The sequence below is a fragment of the Streptomyces zhihengii genome (assembly GCF_016919245.1).
Lineage (GTDB): Bacteria > Actinomycetota > Actinomycetes > Streptomycetales > Streptomycetaceae > Streptomyces > Streptomyces zhihengii.
In genome coordinates, this window is the sequence record NZ_JAFEJA010000001.1 from 1,488,409 (window position 1) to 1,504,995 (window position 16,587).

The 16,587-nt window shown below is 75.1% G+C and carries 15 protein-coding genes; 12 read left to right on the forward strand and 3 right to left on the reverse strand.

Translation table 11 applies throughout. The features are described from left to right. Positions 1-445 precede the first annotated feature (445 nt). The 4 genes from JE024_RS06290 to JE024_RS06305 all read left to right on the forward strand — a co-directional run bounded on the left by JE024_RS06290 (position 446) and on the right by JE024_RS06305 (position 3,558). On the forward strand, positions 446-1,246 hold the full coding sequence (locus JE024_RS06290; protein WP_205372643.1) for an IclR family transcriptional regulator: 801 nt from the start codon (positions 446-448) through the stop codon (positions 1,244-1,246). A gap of 403 nt (positions 1,247-1,649) precedes the next feature. Next, a complete protein-coding gene (locus tag JE024_RS06295) occupies positions 1,650-2,120 on the forward strand; it encodes a DoxX family membrane protein (RefSeq protein WP_244882617.1) in 471 nt (156 codons plus the stop codon). A 117-nt stretch (positions 2,121-2,237) separates the two neighbouring features. Further along, on the forward strand, positions 2,238-3,104 hold the full coding sequence (locus JE024_RS06300) for a hypothetical protein (protein ID WP_205372645.1): 867 nt from the start codon (positions 2,238-2,240) through the stop codon (positions 3,102-3,104). A gap of 43 nt (positions 3,105-3,147) precedes the next feature. Further along, positions 3,148-3,558: an ACT domain-containing protein gene (locus JE024_RS06305; protein ID WP_205372646.1), complete on the forward strand. Its 411-nt coding sequence runs from the start codon at positions 3,148-3,150 to the stop codon at positions 3,556-3,558. Positions 3,559-3,663: 105 nt separating this feature from the next. Here the strand turns inward: JE024_RS06305 and JE024_RS06310 are convergent, their stop codons facing one another. After that, positions 3,664-4,032 (reverse strand): DUF5955 family protein, encoded by a 369-nt coding sequence (locus JE024_RS06310; RefSeq protein WP_372449771.1) that lies wholly within the window; start codon positions 4,030-4,032, stop codon positions 3,664-3,666. Positions 4,033-4,353: 321 nt separating this feature from the next. Here JE024_RS06310 and JE024_RS06315 point away from each other — a divergent pair, with 321 nt between their 5' ends. The 4 genes from JE024_RS06315 (at position 4,354) to JE024_RS06330 (ending at position 8,770) form a co-directional block, all read left to right on the forward strand. Beyond that, positions 4,354-4,932, forward strand: coding sequence for a nucleotidyltransferase family protein (locus JE024_RS06315; RefSeq protein ID WP_205376402.1), 579 nt, complete (start codon positions 4,354-4,356; stop codon positions 4,930-4,932). A 251-nt stretch (positions 4,933-5,183) separates the two neighbouring features. After that, positions 5,184-6,806, forward strand: coding sequence for a malate synthase A (aceB, locus tag JE024_RS06320; RefSeq protein ID WP_205372647.1), 1,623 nt, complete (start codon positions 5,184-5,186; stop codon positions 6,804-6,806). A 143-nt stretch (positions 6,807-6,949) separates the two neighbouring features. Then, on the forward strand, positions 6,950-7,798 hold the full coding sequence (locus JE024_RS06325; protein WP_205372648.1) for an alpha/beta fold hydrolase: 849 nt from the start codon (positions 6,950-6,952) through the stop codon (positions 7,796-7,798). A gap of 216 nt (positions 7,799-8,014) precedes the next feature. Continuing rightward, positions 8,015-8,770: an RICIN domain-containing protein gene (locus JE024_RS06330; protein WP_205372649.1), complete on the forward strand. Its 756-nt coding sequence runs from the start codon at positions 8,015-8,017 to the stop codon at positions 8,768-8,770. Positions 8,771-8,878: 108 nt separating this feature from the next. Here the strand turns inward: JE024_RS06330 and JE024_RS06335 are convergent, their stop codons facing one another. Further along, entirely contained in the window at positions 8,879-10,807 is a 1,929-nt protein-coding gene (locus tag JE024_RS06335; RefSeq protein ID WP_205372650.1) for a hypothetical protein, read from the reverse strand. A 192-nt stretch (positions 10,808-10,999) separates the two neighbouring features. Then, a complete protein-coding gene (locus JE024_RS06340) occupies positions 11,000-12,577 on the reverse strand; it encodes a methionine--tRNA ligase (protein WP_205372651.1) in 1,578 nt (525 codons plus the stop codon). 375 nt (positions 12,578-12,952) lie between these two features. Between JE024_RS06340 and JE024_RS06345 the strand changes: the two genes are divergently transcribed. From JE024_RS06345 to JE024_RS06360, 4 genes are all read left to right on the forward strand, one after another. Continuing rightward, positions 12,953-13,789 (forward strand): endonuclease I family protein, encoded by an 837-nt coding sequence (locus tag JE024_RS06345; protein WP_205372652.1) that lies wholly within the window; start codon positions 12,953-12,955, stop codon positions 13,787-13,789. 275 nt (positions 13,790-14,064) lie between these two features. Continuing rightward, on the forward strand, positions 14,065-14,592 hold the full coding sequence (locus JE024_RS06350; protein ID WP_205372653.1) for a SigE family RNA polymerase sigma factor: 528 nt from the start codon (positions 14,065-14,067) through the stop codon (positions 14,590-14,592). Further along, complete coding sequence (locus tag JE024_RS06355; RefSeq protein WP_205372654.1) at positions 14,585-15,043, forward strand: hypothetical protein; 459 nt, start codon at positions 14,585-14,587, stop codon at positions 15,041-15,043. Before JE024_RS06350 ends, JE024_RS06355 begins: the two co-directional genes overlap by 8 nt. 170 nt (positions 15,044-15,213) lie before the next feature. Further along, positions 15,214-16,467: a mannosyltransferase family protein gene (locus JE024_RS06360; RefSeq protein ID WP_205372655.1), complete on the forward strand. Its 1,254-nt coding sequence runs from the start codon at positions 15,214-15,216 to the stop codon at positions 16,465-16,467. The last annotated feature ends 120 nt before the right edge of the window (positions 16,468-16,587 follow it).

Sequence of the window (16,587 nt, forward strand, 5' to 3'; positions counted from 1 at the left end):
CGTCGCCGGGGGCCGGGGTCGTCTCCCGGTTCACGTGTGCGGCACCGTCCACGTCGGACACCCGCTCACCTGCCTTCTCTCGTGTCGGGGGCGACCGTCGTGGGCGACGCGTCGCCTCGGTGCCGCGACCGCGGCACCCGGAGAAATTCAACGAACTGTTGAAGTAATCAGGAGTCTTCCCCTCCGCGGACCCTCCGTCAAGACCCACCCCCGGGGGCGGTGCTCCGCGGCACCGGAATTGGATGTTTCCACAAAGTGGAAGTAGAATTCCGTTCTGCGGTCGGGGCGTTCACCCGACGAGCAGGACCCGCCACCACGACCAGGGTGGCAGAGACCGGGACAAACAGCCCCTGACCGGCCACGACGGCAGGACGGCCGCGCGGTGCGCGCGGGGTGCGCCCGGTACGCTGCTGCCTTGCCCCGCCTGCCCGAAAGGACCGCCGACGTGCCGACGTCCGACGCCAGCGCCACCGACGCCGCCAAGCCCGCCGCGAGCGGCGGTGTGCAGTCCCTGGAGCGCGCCTTCGACCTGCTGGAGCGGATGGCCGACGCGGGCGGCGAGGTGGGGCTCAGCGAGCTCTCGGCGAGCAGCGGACTGCCGCTGCCGACCATCCACCGCCTGATGCGCACCCTGGTCGCCTGCGGATACGTGCGCCAGCAGCCCAACCGCCGCTACGCGCTCGGCCCGCGGCTGATCCGGCTCGGCGAGTCGGCGTCCCGGCTGCTCGGCACCTGGGCCCGCCCCTATCTCGCGCGCCTCGTCGAGGAGACCGGCGAGACCGCCAACATGGCCCTCCTCGACGGCGACGAGATCGTCTACGTGGCACAGGTGCCCTCCAAGCACTCCATGCGGATGTTCACCGAGGTCGGCCGCCGGGTGCTGCCCCACTCGACGGGCGTGGGCAAGGCCCTGCTCGCCCACACGCCCCCGGACGAGGTGCGCGCGCTGCTCGCCCGCACCGGGATGCCGGCGGCGACGGAGAAGACCATCACCACGCCCGACGGTTTCCTCGACGCCCTGGAGCAGGTGCGCCGGGCCGGGTACGCGGTGGACGACAACGAGCAGGAGATAGGGGTCCGCTGCCTCGCCGTCCCCGTGCCCGAGTCCCCCACCGCCGCGGCCATCTCGATCTCCGGGCCCGCGGGCCGGGTGACGGAGGCCGCGACGGGCCGCATCGTCCCGATCCTCCAGGAGGTCGCCCGCGACCTGTCGGCGGCGCTGGCGAGCACGGGGCCGCAGGCGTAGGCCGGACCGGCGAGAAGCAACGCCGCGGCGGGCGCACCGGATTCCGGTGCGCCCGCCGCGGCGTTGCCGCGCGCACCCCGCCCCTCCGCCCCGGGCGCGCCCCCGCGATCGCCGCCGTCGTCCCCGTTGACAGTGAAGGGCCGCCCGGTATGGTCTAGACCAAGCAGCTGCGGACAGGAACTCCCGTGCCGGCGGCCGGTACCCCACCACCGGCCGCGGCCCATGCACGCGCCCCGCCGCCGCGTCGCACCACGCCCGTGGAGCACGCGGCGGCCTGCGCCCCCACGCAGAAGGAGTCGTCATGCCGGTTACTCCGAGGCCCGTTTCGCGCTTACGGCCCCCGTCCCGCACCTCCGCCGTCCTCCGGCAGCCTGGACCCGCCCGGCGGCGGACCACCAGGATCGTGGACGACACGGCCGTGCGGCTCGCCCGGCACGGTCCGGTGCTGCTCCGGTGGTCGGTGGGCCTGGTCTTCCTGTGGTTCGGCGTGCTGAAGCTCTTCCCCGGCACCAGCCCTGCGGAGGCGGTCGCGGTCAGGGCGGCGACCAGGATGACCTTCGGCGTCCTGCCCGCGGACGCCGTGGCACCGCTGCTGGCCCTGATGGAGACGGCCGTCGGCGTCGGCCTCCTCACGGGCCTGCTGCTGCGCCTGACCCTCGCCGTCTTCTTCTGCCACATGGCGGGCGTGTTCCTCGCCCTGGTGCTGCTCGCCGACGAGATGTGGCAGGACGGATTCCTCGTCCCGACGATGGAGGGTCAGTACATCGTCAAGAACGTGGTCCTGGTCGCCGCCGGCCTCGTCGTCGCCGCCGGCGAACGGAACCGCGCGGCACGGTCCCGGCGGCACCGGCCCCACCCCTGCCCGGGGCCGTAACGGGGGCGGCGCTTCCGCTGCCCACGCGAGCGGTGCGCGGCTACCCTGGACGCATCCGCGCGGCCGACCGCCGCCGGGTCGGCCGGGGGGCCGCGCACCGGAGCTGGGGGGCACACGGTGGACTGGCTGCTGACCGACGGCGACGGGATCTTCACCTTCTGGATGCTGGTCTTCGCCGGGTGCAACGTGCTGCGCGGCGCGTACTGCCTGGTGATCCGCGACAGGCGCGACCGGAGGGCCGTCGGCGAGGTGATCACGGGAGGCCTCCACCCGGTGCGGGCCTCCTTCCTTCTGGGCGGCACGGACAGTGCGGCCATGACCGCCGTCTGCGCACTGGCCGACGACGGGGTGCTGCGCGTCTCCGCGGACGGCGGCCTGCGGCACACCCACCGGGGACGCCCGCAGTCGAGCCCGGCCCTGAAGGAGCTGTCCGAGGAGATGCGGCGCACGCCACGGGGCGAGACGACCAAGCTGTACGAGATCCGGGAGTCCTTCCGTTTCGACCGGTTCCGGATGCTCGTCGCCGCGGAGTCGCCCTCGGTGCGCACCAAGGCGTCGGGGCGGAGCCAGACACTGATGATGGTCGCCGCGACGGTGATCGCGCTCGGCATGGGGTTCCACGCCGGCCCGGCCAACGCGTCGGTCCCGTTCCTTCCCGAGGCCGACCGGACGGTGTGGCTGTACGTCTGCATGGGGTTCTGGTTCGCGGGGTCGGGGGTGGCCGCGCTCTGGCCGTCGGAGCGCCGGCGTCGCTGGAAGGCGCTCGACGCGTACTGCCGCGGGCGGCAGGCCGTGCCACGCTCCGCCCTGCCCGCGACCACGTACGAGGCGATCGTCCGGTCCGGGGTGCGGCCTCCGCCGCCCCCGCCCCCGGCCCCGCCGACCCGCACGCCGGGCCGCACCCGCAATCCGGACGGCTCCTGGTCCGACGGCGTCGAGGTGGACTCCTCCTGCGGCAGCTGCGGCGGGTGCGGCGGCGACTGAGCCCCGCGCGGACGCGACGGCGGTCGGTCCGTAGCCTGGCGCCATGAGCGGCGAGAGCGATCTGCGGACCCTGCTGAGCGGGATGCGGCCCCTGCTGCGGCCCGGCCGGTACGTCTTCACGACCGTGGACGGGGGCGTGCCGGAGGGCACGGCCCCCGTGGTCACGGTCACGGAGGAGGAGGGCCTGACCCTGGTCGTCACCCAGGAGGAGGCCGACGCGGCCGGGCTCGCCTACGACTACGTGGCCGGTTGGATCACCCTGCGCGTGCACTCCGCGCTCGACGCCGTCGGGCTGACCGCCGAGGTCTCCCGCGCCCTCGCCGGCGCCGGCCTGAGCTGCAACGTCGTGGCGGGCTTCCACCACGACCACCTCTTCGTCCCGCACGAGCACGCGGAACGCGCGGTGGAGGTGCTGGGCGAGCTGTCGCGGGGCGCGGCACGGGGCGACGACTGAGCGTCGGACCGCCGGGCGCCCGGAGTTCCGGCCCGGCGGGCCGCGCGGCGCGGATGCTGTCGGCAGGCGCCCGGGAAACCCCCGGGCGCGCCCGGCCTCCGCCCGTCAGGCGCCCGGGAAGCCGCCGGGTGCGGAGGGCTCCGGCCCGGTGGGGCCGAGCGGCCCCGAGCCCGTGGGGCGGGGTGCGTCGGAGAAGAGGTCGACCGCGGCGCGTACCTGCATCAGCGCGGGCGACAGGGCGCTCACCGAGCCGACCGCGCCCGCGATCAGCAGCAGCGACCTGCGCATCCGGCGGACCTCGGGATCGCCCGCGGCGACCATCGCCGCCAGCACGGCGAGCTCGTCCTCGGCGATTCCCCGGTCACCGAACTCGGCCGGATGGCCGGCCAGTTCCCGGCGGAGCCGGGAGACGGCGGCGCGTAACTCCGCCGCCCTCGGGTCCTCGCCGCTCCGTGTCACCCGCGTCTGCCCCACGCTCCGCAACAAAGCCCAGCCCCTCGCACGTCATCGTGCCCCCGTCCCGTACCCCCGGGGCGGGTGACCCGCCCGAGGGGTGCGGGCAAGTTAACGCCATCCGTGCCGGGGCGCGCCACAGTGCGGACGGAATTGGACATCGACGACGGCGTGGAATCGACTGTGTGCGCGACGTGTTCGCCGGGCGTTCGGCCGCGGCGACCGCCACATCACCACAGACCACCGGAAACACCCCGAGGAGTACGCGTGGACGACCGGACCGACGACACCCTCCCCGCACCCCCCGGCGCGGGCGGCGACGGCTCCGCGGCGGCGCCCGTGGTGGCCGGGCTGCTGCTCGCGGCGGGCGGCGGACGGCGGCTCGGCGGGCGGCCCAAGGCGCTCCTCCGGCACCGCGGCAGGCCCCTGGTGGAGCATGCCGTGCGGACGCTGCGCGACGGCGGCTGCGGCCCGGTGCACGTGGTGCTCGGCGCCGAGGCGGCGCGGGTGCGCCGGGAGGCACGGCTGTCCGGGTGCGCCGTGACGGTCAACCCGGAGTGGGAGTCGGGGATGGGCTCCTCGCTGCGGGCGGGGCTGGCGTCCCTGGCGGCGTCGGGGGCGGACGCGGTGGTGGTGCTGCTGGTGGACCAGCCGGGCATCGGGGCCGCCGCGGTGGCCCGGGTGGTGGGGGCGTACGGGGCACGGTCGTCGCTGGTGACGGCGGCGTACGGGGGCCGGCGCGGCCATCCGGTGCTGTTCGGCGCCGACCGCTGGGAGGCGGTGGCGGCGAGTGCGTCCGGCGACCGCGGGGCACGCGCCTACCTGAGGGAGCACGAGGCGGCGATCACCCCGGTCGAGTGCGGCGACGTGGCGGAGGAGTACGACATCGACACGCCCGAGGATCTGCGCCACCTTGAGTGAGCGGCGTGGCACGGTGCGCCACGATCCCTCGACCCGGAGAATCTCGACATCAACAAACCATTGAACTTCCACCATGCGGTAACTACTATCCACTGTTCAGAAGCGCCTGATCCCCCGGACGGCGCCCGCGGCCGTACCTCGGAGCCCTGGCACTGAGTGCCGTCGGGCGACCCGGCGACCGCCAGGCACCGCCCGTGACGTCCGCGAAGCCCGTGTAGTTCCTGGAAGTTCGCTGAAGGAAGTGACAGCTCATGTCCGCACCAGCGCCGTCCCCGCTGGCCATCGTCGAAGCCGAGCCCCTGCCCCGCCAGGAAGAGGTCCTGACCGACGCGGCCCTCGCGTTCGTGGCCGAGCTGCACCGGCGGTTCACGCCCCGGCGTGACGAGCTGCTCGCCCGCCGCGCGGAGCGGCGCGCCGAGATCGCCCGCACCTCCACACTGGACTTCCTCCCGGAGACCGCCGCCGTCCGCGCGGACGACTCCTGGAAGGTCGCCCCGGCTCCCGCAGCGCTCGACGACCGCCGCGTGGAGATCACCGGTCCGACCGACCGCAAGATGACCATCAACGCGCTCAACTCCGGCGCGAAGGTCTGGCTCGCCGACTTCGAGGACGCCTCGGCCCCCACCTGGGAGAACGTCGTCCTCGGCCAGCTCAATCTGATCGACGCCTACGAGCGCCGCATCGACTTCACCGACCCCCGGTCGGGCAAGTCCTACGCCCTGCGCCCTGCCGGGGAACTCGCCACCGTGGTGATGCGCCCGCGCGGCTGGCACCTGGGCGAGCGCCACCTGACCGTGGACGGCACCCCCGTGCCGGGCGCGCTCGTCGACTTCGGCCTGTACTTCTTCCACAACGCCCGGCGGCTGCTGGACCTCGGCAAGGGACCGTACTTCTACCTCCCGAAGACCGAGTCCCACCTGGAGGCCCGGCTGTGGAACGACGTCTTCGTCTTCGCCCAGGATTACGTGGGCGTCCCCCAGGGTTCCGTCCGCGCGACCGTCCTGATCGAGACGATCACCGCCGCGTACGAGATGGAGGAGATCCTCTACGAGCTCCGCGACCACGCCTCGGGGCTCAACGCGGGCCGCTGGGACTACCTGTTCTCCATCGTCAAGAACTTCCGTGACGGCGGCGAGAAGTTCGTCCTCCCCGACCGCAACGCGGTCACCATGACGGCCCCGTTCATGCGCGCCTACACCGAACTCCTCGTGCGCACCTGCCACAAGCGCGGCGCCCACGCCATCGGCGGCATGGCGGCCTTCATCCCCTCGCGCCGCGACGCCGAGGTCAACAAGGTCGCCTTCGAGAAGGTGAAGGCCGACAAGGACCGCGAGGCCGGGGACGGCTTCGACGGCTCCTGGGTCGCCCACCCCGACCTCGTCCCGATCGCCATGGCCTCCTTCGACGCCGTCCTCGGCGACCGCCCCAACCAGAAGGACCGCCTGCGCGAGGACGTCTCCGTCGCGGCCGGCGACCTGATCGCCGTCGACTCGCTCGACGCCCGGCCCACCTACGACGGCCTGCGCAACGCCGTCCAGGTCGGCATCCGCTACATCGAGGCGTGGCTGCGCGGTCTCGGCGCCGTCGCCATCTTCAACCTCATGGAGGACGCCGCCACCGCGGAGATCTCCCGCTCCCAGATCTGGCAGTGGATCAACGCGGGCGTCGTCTTCGAGAACGGCGAGCGGGCGACCCCCGAGCTGGCGCGCAAGGTCGCCGCCGAGGAACTCGCCGCGATCCGCGAGGAGACCGGCGAGGAGGCGTTCGCCGCCGGCCACTGGCAGCAGGCCCACGACCTGCTGCTGAAGGTCGCCCTCGACGAGAACTACGAGGACTTCCTCACCGTCCCCGCGTACGAGCAGCTCAACGGCTGACGACACGTCACCTCGGCCTGCGAGCAGCCCGACGGCTGACGGTACGTCACCTCGCGTCCGCCGCCCCCGGTTTCCGTACGGTGCCGGGGGCGGCGGCCGTCCGGCCTTGCACCCGCTCGCGCCGCCCTGACAGGGTCGGGGGCATGCACACCTTCCCCGCGCCCGACGGCACCGTCCTCGCCTACCACGAATCCGGGGCCGGTGAGCCCCTCGTCTGCCTTCCGGGCGGCCCGATGCGGGCGTCCGCGTACCTGGGCGACCTCGGCGGACTGGCGGACGCGGGGCACCGGGTGGTCCGGCTGGACCTGCGCGGCACCGGCGCGTCCGGGGTGCCCGCCGACCCGGCCTCCTACCGCGTCGACCGCCTGGTCGACGACGTGGAGGCGCTGCGCGAGCACCTCGGGCTGGAGCGGCTGCGGCTGTTCGGCCACTCCGCGGGCGCCGCGCTCGCGACCCTGTACACCGCCCGCCTGCCCGAGCGGGTCTCCGAGCTGGTGCTGGTCACCCCGGGCGTCGAGACCACCGGCGGCCGTGTGACGCCCCAGGACCGGCTGGAGGTCGCGCGGCTGCGCGCGGACGAGCCCTGGTTCCCGCAGGCGTACGCCGCGATGGAGGCCATCGCCGCGGGCCGCGCCACCGAGGCGGACTGGGCGGCCGCCGCGCCGCTCTCCCACGGCCGCTGGGACGACGCGGCCCGGGAGCACCGGGCGTCGGGCCCCGCCCAGCGCAACCCCGATGCGGCGGCCGGCTACGACACCCCGGGCGCCTACGACCCCGCCGAGGTCCGCGCCGCCCTGTCCGCCTTCGGCGGCCGGACGCTGGTCGTCGCCGCGGAGTACGACGTGGCCGCCCCGCCCGTCCCCGTCACGGCCGCCGCCCGCGCCTACCCCGGAGCCACCACCGTGGTCCTCCCCCGCGCCGGCCACTTCCCCTGGCACGACGCCCCCGGGGAGTTCACCACCGCCGTCACGGACTTCCTGACCGGCGCCTGACCCTCGCCCGGCCGGATCACGGGGACGGTCGTCCCCGGGCTCCGTCCGCGGCCGGCCGTCGCCGACCGCCAGGACCTCCACGGGGTGCGGGGCGCACGGGAGTTTGAGACTGCCGTGCGACCATCCGCGCACCGGCCTCCCGGTAGCTTCCGATCCGCCCGACGACGGGCAGACCGTGCCCGCGCAGGCGCCGGGCACCGACCGAGAGGAACCACCGTGAAGCTGGCTCGCTGGCCGGTCATGCTGGCCGCTGCCGCCCTGGCTGCCGTATCCGTGTTCACCGGCACGTCGTCCGCCGCCGCGGCCCCGGGCCCCGCCGAGACGGCGCGGGCCGGGACCGCCGCCGTCGCGGCGGCCGCCGAACCCACCGAGCCCAAGTACTTCCTCGGCAGCGGGTACGGCCCGTACAACATCGCCCTGGACGCCGCGTACGGCACCGCCTACGCGGCGGCCGCCAACGAGGGCTACCCCAGCTCCTCGTGCCGGCTGTCGGCGGGACCGGTGCCCAACGAGCTGAGCCCCGGCTACTTCCAGATCCTGCTGGAGATCCACTGCGTGCCGCCGGCCCCGGCCGGCGCGGGCCGGATCGTGGGCGTGCACTCGGGCAAGTGTCTGGACGTGAAGGCGGGAGGCACCGCCAACGGGACCCCGGTGCAGATCTACTCGTGCAACAACGGCTCGAACCAGTCGTGGAAGCTGTACCCGGACGGCACGCTGCGGTCGCTGGGCAGATGCCTGGACGTCCAGTACGCCAGGACGGAGAACGGCTCGCTGCTCGGCATGAACAGCTGCCACGGCGCGCCCAACCAGCAGTGGCAGCTCCTGGAGGGCGGTCTGCTGCGCAGCGCCCACTCCGGCAAGTGCCTGGACGCCCTCGGCTGGGGCACGGGCAACGGCACCCGCGTCGGGATCTGGGACTGCGCCCCGCACCACACCAACCAGCAGTGGCAGGGCCCGGGCCTCGGCACCTGAGCCCCGGCACACCGGCCCCGGCGCTTCCCCGGCGCCGGGGCCGGGGTGTGCCGCCGTCCGCCCGCGCGGGCTGCCGGTGTGCGGTCAGCCGCCGGGGCCGGTGTGCCGTCAGCCGCCCGCGCGCAGCCGGGCGGCGAGGGCGAGCAGGCCGCGCCGGTGGCGGCGGAAGTAGGTGGCGCGGCCCAGATGGAGCCGCCCGGCCACCTGATGGTGGGTGACGGGCGAACGGCCCAGGTAGTAGGCGCAGAGCACGGCACCGGCCTCGGCGTCGGCCGCGTCGTCGCCCGTCGCCAGGTCGTGGGCGGCGTCGCGCAGCCAGCGGCGCAGCGCGGCGGGCGTCGGGGTCGGGAGGTAGGCGAGCAGGGCGCTGTCCACCGGCCCGGCGGGGTCCCCCAGCCGGGCCAGGGCACGGGCGACCTCGGGCACCAGGCGTTCGTCCGCCGCTTGCGCGTGCGCCGCCGCGGCCGGGCCGAGCCGGTCGAGCCACGGGCCGAGCGCCGCCGGGGTGAAGACGTTGCTGGACACCTCGGGCGGCCGGCCGCACCGGAACACGTCGTCGCGCACGGCGCCGTGCACCTGGAAGCCGAGGACGCGGACGAGCCGCTGGTAGTCGTCGGTCGCCGTCGACACCACCAGCCGCCCGGCGTGCACCGAGCGCTCCAGGATGTCCCCGAGGACCCGGGAGTGCGCCACCGGGTCGGGCGCGTACGCCGCCCCGAGGAACAGGCCGCCCGTGCGCCGGCCGGTGACGAACTGCTCGGCGTGCTGCTGGAGCAGTTGGTCGACGCCGCCGGACGTGCCGTCGCCGACGGGCAGCAGGGAGGCGAGGCCGATCGCCCGGCCGTCGCCGTCGCGCGCCAGCCGGAACGCCGAGGGGCCGTGGGCCAGCCAGCGTTCGGTGATCCGGTCGGCCCTCGTGCGGTCGAATCCGCCGCGCTCGGCCCACCGCCGCATGAGGACGCAGATGGCGTCGGTGTCGTCCGGTGTCGCCGCGCCGACGGTCACGGACGACTCCGCGGGCGGGAAGAGCGCCGAGCGCAGTGCCGGGTCGCCCGTCAGGAACAGCCCCTGCCGCACCAGTTCGGCGCGCCCGGAGGGCTCCTCCGACCGCTGGAGCAGGGTGTGCCGGTAGGCGGCCGCGCGTGACCGGACGGTGTGGTGGGCGAGCGGGCGGCGCCAGTGGTAGGCGGTCTCCAGCACCGTGCGGAAGGGCTCCGCGAGGGTGAGGCCGAGCGCGGTGCCCCGCACCACGCTGAGCCTGCCGAGGCGGGTGATCAGGCCGGGGCCCGCGGAGAGCAGGTGCTCGTCGCCCGCGCCCACCGTCGCCAGCAGCCGCAGGGCGTGCAGCGTGCGGGCGCCGGGCCGTTCCCGCGCGAGCCGGTCCGTCAGCTCGTCGGCCATCCGGTCCGCGACGGCTCCGGGGTCCGCCGCCGTCGCGCCCGCGTGCAGGGCCCGGCAGGCGGCGTGCGCGAGGGCCGGGACGCCGCCGGCCAGGCGGACGACGAGGGCGCGGGCCCCCGGGTCGCCGATGCCCGCCGCCCCGGCCAGCCGGTCGACGTCCTCGTCCGGGAGCGGCGGCAGCCGCACGGTGTGGACGCCGTGTCCCGTCCAGCCGTCCTGGGCGGGCAGGGGCCGCCGGCTGATCAGCAGCAGCCGCCGCGGCCGGGCGCGGCCGAGCAGGGCGCTCAGGGCGGCGGCCCGGCCGGGGCCGTCCACACCGTCGACCACCACGCCGTCGACCACCACACCGTCGTCGGCGCACGCCGCGGGGTCCGGCCCGGCGCCCCCGGCGCCCTGGGGGCCGCCGAGGTCCACGTCGCCGAGGTCCGGGGCGCCGAGGTCCGGGGCGAGGTGCTCCGGACCGAGCTGCTTCAGGTCGAGGTGCTCCAGGTCGACGTGTTTCCACCCCAGTTCACCGGCCAGGGCGGACTTGCCGGCACCCGGGGGGCCGGTCAGATTGACCAGCCCATGGATGTCCAGCGCCCTGCGCAGCCGTTCGGTCTCCGCCGTGCGCGGGACGTGTCCGTGCCCGGTCACCCTCACGATCCGCCGCCCCCCTGACCCGCCGAACCCGGTCCCCACCGGGCGCGCCCGAAGATACGGCGGGCCTCCCGGAGCCTCCAGCGGGAGGGACGACAACCGGCCACGGGGAAGCACGGACTCCGCTCCGACCCCGCCCGGCGGCCCGCCCCTCAACCGGCCCGCGCCCGCCCCGTCGGCGGCCCCGCCTCACCCCGCCGGGCCGGGCGGCGTGGCCGGATCGGCCAGGCGGGGGAAGAGCGGGACGGGGGCCGGGAGCACGCCGTCCACCGGTGTGCACTGCGCGGTGATGCGGGCGGCGGCGTCCGGGAGGAAGGGCGTCAGCAGTTCGGCGAGGACGAGGCAGCTCGCCAGCAGGGCGCCGAGCACCTCGTCGAGCCGCTCGCCCGACGCGTGGTCGCCGTCCTTCTCCGCACGGGCGTGCACCCACGGCCGGGTGGCGTCGACACAGCGGTTGGCCTCCTCCAGGACGCTCCACACGGCGGACGCCGCCTGCCGGAAGTCGTAGGCCTCCAGGGCCGAGTCGACCCGTCCGGCGCTCTCGGCCACGGCGCGCGCGAGCCACTCGGAGACGGGGGCGACGGCCTGGACCCCCGGCACGGTGCCGGGGGCGGTCCCGCGGAGGGCCGGGGGCCTGCCAGCCCGGTAGCGGTGGACCATGGTGACGACCCGGTTGACCAGGTTGCCGATGCCGCCCGCGAGATCGCCGTCGTGCCGCCGCACCAGGCTCTCGGCCGTGAAGTCGGCGTCCCCCACCCGCGGTACGTCGCGCAGCAGCCACCAGCGCACCGCGTCGGTCCCGTACCGGGCGACGAGGTCCGCCGGGTCCACGACGGTGCCGGCCGACTTGCTGATCTTGTGTCCGTCGACGGTGAGGTAGTCGTGGACGAGGATGTCGGTGGGCAGCGGCAGCCCCGCCGACAGCAGCATGGCCGGCCAGTAGACGGCGTGGAAGCGGATGACGCCCTTGCCGAGCAGATGGACCCGCCGTCCGCCGCCCGCCCACCAGCGGTCGAACTCCCCGTCGCCGGTACCGAATCCGAGGCTGGTGACGTAGTTGCCGAGGGCGTCCCACCACACGTAGACGACCTGGTCCGCGTCGCCCGGCACCGGGATGCCCCAGCCGCGGGCGCGGGTGCGGGAGCGGGAGACCGAGAAGTCGTGGAGTCCGCCGTCGATCAGGCTCAGCACCTCGTTGCGGCGCGAGGCGGGCTCGATGCGCAGGGTGCCGTCCTCGATGAGGCCGCGCAGGGTGTCCGCGTACCGGGACAGGCGGAAGAACCAGTTCTCCTCGGCGACGGGGCGCGGGGGCGTGCCGTGTTCGGGACAGCGTCCGCCGTCGAGGTCCCCGGGTGCCCAGAACTGCTCGCAGCCGACGCAGTAGAGGCCCTCGTAGTGCTTGCGGTAGAGGTCGCCCGCCCGGGCGACCCGGTGCCACAGCCGCTCGACGCCGACCCGGTGGCGCGGGTCGCTGCTGGTGCGGATGAAGTCGTCGAAGGAGAGGGACAGCGGTGCGCGCAGCCCCTCGAAGGCCACCGCGTTGCGGTCGACGAACTCCTGCACCCCGACGCCGGCGGCCTCGGCGGCGACGACGTTCTTCAGGGAGTTGTCGTCGGTGCCGGTCAGCAGCCGGACGTCGTCGCCGCGCCGGCGCCGGTGGCGTGCCAGCACGTCGGCCTGCACCAGCTCCAGGGCGAAGCCCAGGTGCGGGCGGGCGTTGACGTACGGGATGGTCGTGGTGATGTAGGTGCGTGGCGCGTCGGTCATGGGGAGTTCCTTCTCCGTCGACCGGGCCGGAGCTCCGAGCGCGCACAGCGACGAGGCCCCTCCCGGGGCCTCGGTACGTCACACGTCCGTCTCAGCAGCCCCTGCGGCGGGGCATCATCCGGAACGTGTGCGTGGTCATGGGCCGAAGGTAGCGGCGGAACACGGGCGAGGGCCACGGGTTTTCGGCCGGGACCACCGGACTCCGCCCCGAACACGGATACGGTCGGCGGCATTTCGCCCGGGACGCGGCGCGCGGTGGCGGCCCTCCCGAAAGCCGCCACACATCCGACACCCGTCGTTCACACCCAGATTCACATGCACATGTCACCCTCCGACTACCGGCTCATTCAACCCGCGTAGACCGGAGGTCCCCCCATGCCTGCGCCCCACGCCCGACGCTGGAAATCCCCCGCCCTCGGCGGTCTGGTGGCCTTCACCGCCGTGGCCGCGCTGACCCTGCCGGCGGCCGCCGCCACCCCGGCTCCCCCGGCCGGTTCCGCCGCCGGCGCCACCCTCGCCACGGCGTACGACGACACCTACTACGCCGACGCCCTCGGCAAGTCCGGCGCGGCGCTGAAGGACTCGCTCCACACGATCATCAGCGACCAGACCAAGCTGTCCTACTCGGCCGTCTGGAACGCCCTCAAGGCCACCGACCAGGACCCGAACAACAGCGCCAACGTGAGACTGCTCTACTCCGGCGGCTCCCGCAGCAAGTCGCTCAACGGCGGCAACGTCGGCGACTGGAACCGGGAGCACGTCTGGGCCAAGTCGCACGGCGACTTCGGCACGGCCACCGGACCGGGCACCGACATCCACCATCTGCGCCCGACCGACGTCCAGGTCAACAGCATCCGCGGCAACAAGGACTTCGACACCGGCGGCAGCACCGTCTCCGGCGGCGGGGGCAGCCTCACCGACTCGGACTCCTTCGAGCCCCGCAACGCCGACAAGGGCGACGTGGCCCGCATGATCTTCTACATGGCGGTCCGGTACGAGGGCGGTGACGGCTGGGCGGACCTGGAGGTCAACGGGAACGTGAACAACGGCAGCGCCCCGTACATGGGCAGGCTGAGCGTCCTCAAGCAGTGGAACGTCCAGGACCCGCCCGACGCGTTCGAGCAGCGCCGCAACGAGGTCATATACGCCTCCTACCAGGGCAACCGGAACCCGTTCATCGACCACCCGGAGTGGGTCGAGTCGATCTGGTAGCGCGCCCGCGCACCTTCTGACGCCGAGGGGTGCGCGCCCCACGGGGCCCGACGCGGTGGTGGCGGCCATGAGGCCGCCGCCACCGCGTTCGCGTGCGCGGCCCCGGGGGCGATCCGGGGCGGGCCCGGGGGGGTCCGGCGCGGGGGGCCGGGGGCCGATGCGGGGCGGGGCCCGGGGGGGGCCGGCGGGGGGCCGGCGCGGGGCGGTGTGATCACCGTCACCCGAACGGTTCGGCCCCGTTGTCGACCGTCCGCCCCTCGGCGGGCGTATGCCCGGTGAAGCAAGAGATCCGGGAGTGCCTGTTGACCGTCGAGGAGTTCGAAGATTTCTACGCCCAGAAGGTGGCCGCCCTCACGGGCCAGCTCTACGTCATGCTCGGCGACCTCCACGAGGCCCAGGACGTCGTCCAGGAGGCGTTCGTCAAGGGGTGGACCCGCCGCCGGCAGCTCGACCGCGACGGCCACCCCGAGGCGTGGATCCGCACGGTGGCGTGGCGCCTCGCGGTGAGCCGCTGGCGCGGGCGGCGGCGTTCGGCGGAGGCGTGGAAGCGCGGGGGCGCCCCGCCGCCCCATGTGGAGGCGCCCGGCCCGGAGCAGGTGGTGCTCGTCGGGGCGCTGCGCGAACTCCCGGCCCAGCAGCGGCGGACGCTGACCCTCCACTACCTGTGCGACCTCACCGTGGAGCAGATCTCCGGTGAGACGGGCATGTCCCCCAGCACCGTCAAGACCCATCTGGTCCGCGGACGGGCGGCGCTCGCCGACCGCCTGCACGACCCTCGTACCGAGGAGGGCCCGCATGTCTGAACCGCAGGATCCGTTGCGGTCCCTGTTCCGGCAGGCCGGGGAGTTCGGGCAGAGCCGGGCCACGTCGGCCCCCGTCGCGCACATCGCCGACCGGGGGCGGCGGGCGTACCGGCGCCGGCTCGCCGCGGTGGCCGCGGGCACCTGCCTGGTCATCGGCGGCAGCAGCGCGGCGGCGGTGGCGCTTCTGGCGAACGGGCACGTGCCCGCTCCCCCGGCCGTCAGCCCCTCGCCCGCCCACCCGTCACCCGTGCGGTCCGACGGAACGCGGCCGGACGCACCGACCGGCGCGCCGACCCGGCTCCCGTCCGAGAGCCTCGCCCCGTCGGGCTCCACGGCATCCTCCGGCACGTCGTCACCCCCGTCGCCCCCGTCGCGCACGGCCACCACGCCACCGCCGACCGGCACCCCGCCGACGACGACGCCACCCGCCTTCTCGGCCCCTCCGGGCTGACCCGCGAGGGGACGCCGCCCCCGCGGGCCCGCTGTCTCCCACCCCTCCCGTCCCCGCCGACCCCCGTCTCCGCCGACCACCGCCGCACCGGCCGGTCGCGCGCCGCGGCATGCCCTCGCACGCCCTCCGCCGCCCTCCCCTCATCCTCCAGCAGCCCGAAAGATCACCACATGTCCCTGATGCCGCCCCCGCTGCGCCGCGCCCGCCCCGAGCCGTCCCCGGTGTCGCGCGCCGCTCCGCCGCCTCCGCCGGCGGCCCCCCGCGGCTCGCCGCTCGGGCGGGTGGCGGCCCTGCTGAGCCCCGCCGACCGCGAGGTGCTGTGGCTCTACCTCCTCACCCGGGCATCCCTGTGGGTCACCGCGTACTGCACCCGTCTGCTGTTCCCGTCCCGCTCCGACGCCCGGACGCCCGAGCCGCCGCTCTCGCCGTTCGAGCAGTGGGACTGGCACCACTACCTGCACATAGCCCGGGACGGCTACTTCCCCGACGGCGCGGCCGGCGGGCCGGACGGCGAGGGGGACAACCGCGAGGCGTTCTTCCCCGGATTCCCGCTGGCGCTGCGCGCCGTGCACACCGTCGTGCCGGACTGGACGGCGGCGGGCCTGCTGATCTCCTTCGTCGCCGGGGGCGTGGCCGTCCTCGCGCTGGCGCGGCTGGCCCGGTGGTACGTACCCGAGCCCGGGGCCGGCCGGCGCGCCGTCCTGATCCTGCTGCTGTCGCCGTGCGCGGTGTTCCTCGCCGCCGGCTACACCGAGGCGCTCTTCCTCGCCTTCGCCCTGCCCGCCTGGCTGGCGGCGCTGCGGCACCAGTGGCCGCAGGCGGCCGTGCTGACCGCGCTGGCCACGGGGGTGCGGGTGAGCGGCCTCTTCCTCGCCGCGGCCGTCGCCCTCCACTTCCTGCTCGCCGCCCAGCGCGGCGGCACCCGGTGGCGTTCCCTGCCCTGGCTCGCGCTGCCCGCCGTGCCCGCGCTGCTGTACGCGTGGTTCCTGTACGGGCACACCGGCGACTGGATGGCGTGGAACCACGCCCAGGAGCGCGGCTGGTACCGCACGTTCCATCTCCCCTGGGAGAGCTGGGCGGTGACCTGGAACTCGGCCTTCGGCGAGCGGCACCCCACCGGCTACGGGTTCATGTTCCAGGCCGAACTCGTCGCGATGGTGGTGGGTTCGGTGCTCTGCGCCGTCCTGCTGCGCCGGCGCCGCTGGGCGGAGGCGCTGTACATCGCCCTCACCCTGGCCGCGCTCGGCACCTCCTACTGGTACATGTCCGTGCCCCGTTCGATGCTGCTGTGGTGGCCGCTCCACATCGGTCTGGCCGCGTGGAGCCTGCGCAGGCCCCGGGTGCTGATCGTGTACCTCTGCCTGGTCGCCCCGCTGTCGGCGGTCTACGCGGTGACGTTCCTGTCGGGACGGTGGGCGGGGTAGCGGCCCCCGTCGGCACCGCTGCCGGGCGCACCGGCGTCGGCACCGCTGCCGGCGGGGGCGCACCCGGCGGGGGCGCTCCTCACGAGGGCGTCCCGGCAGGGGCGCACCCCGTGGCGGCGA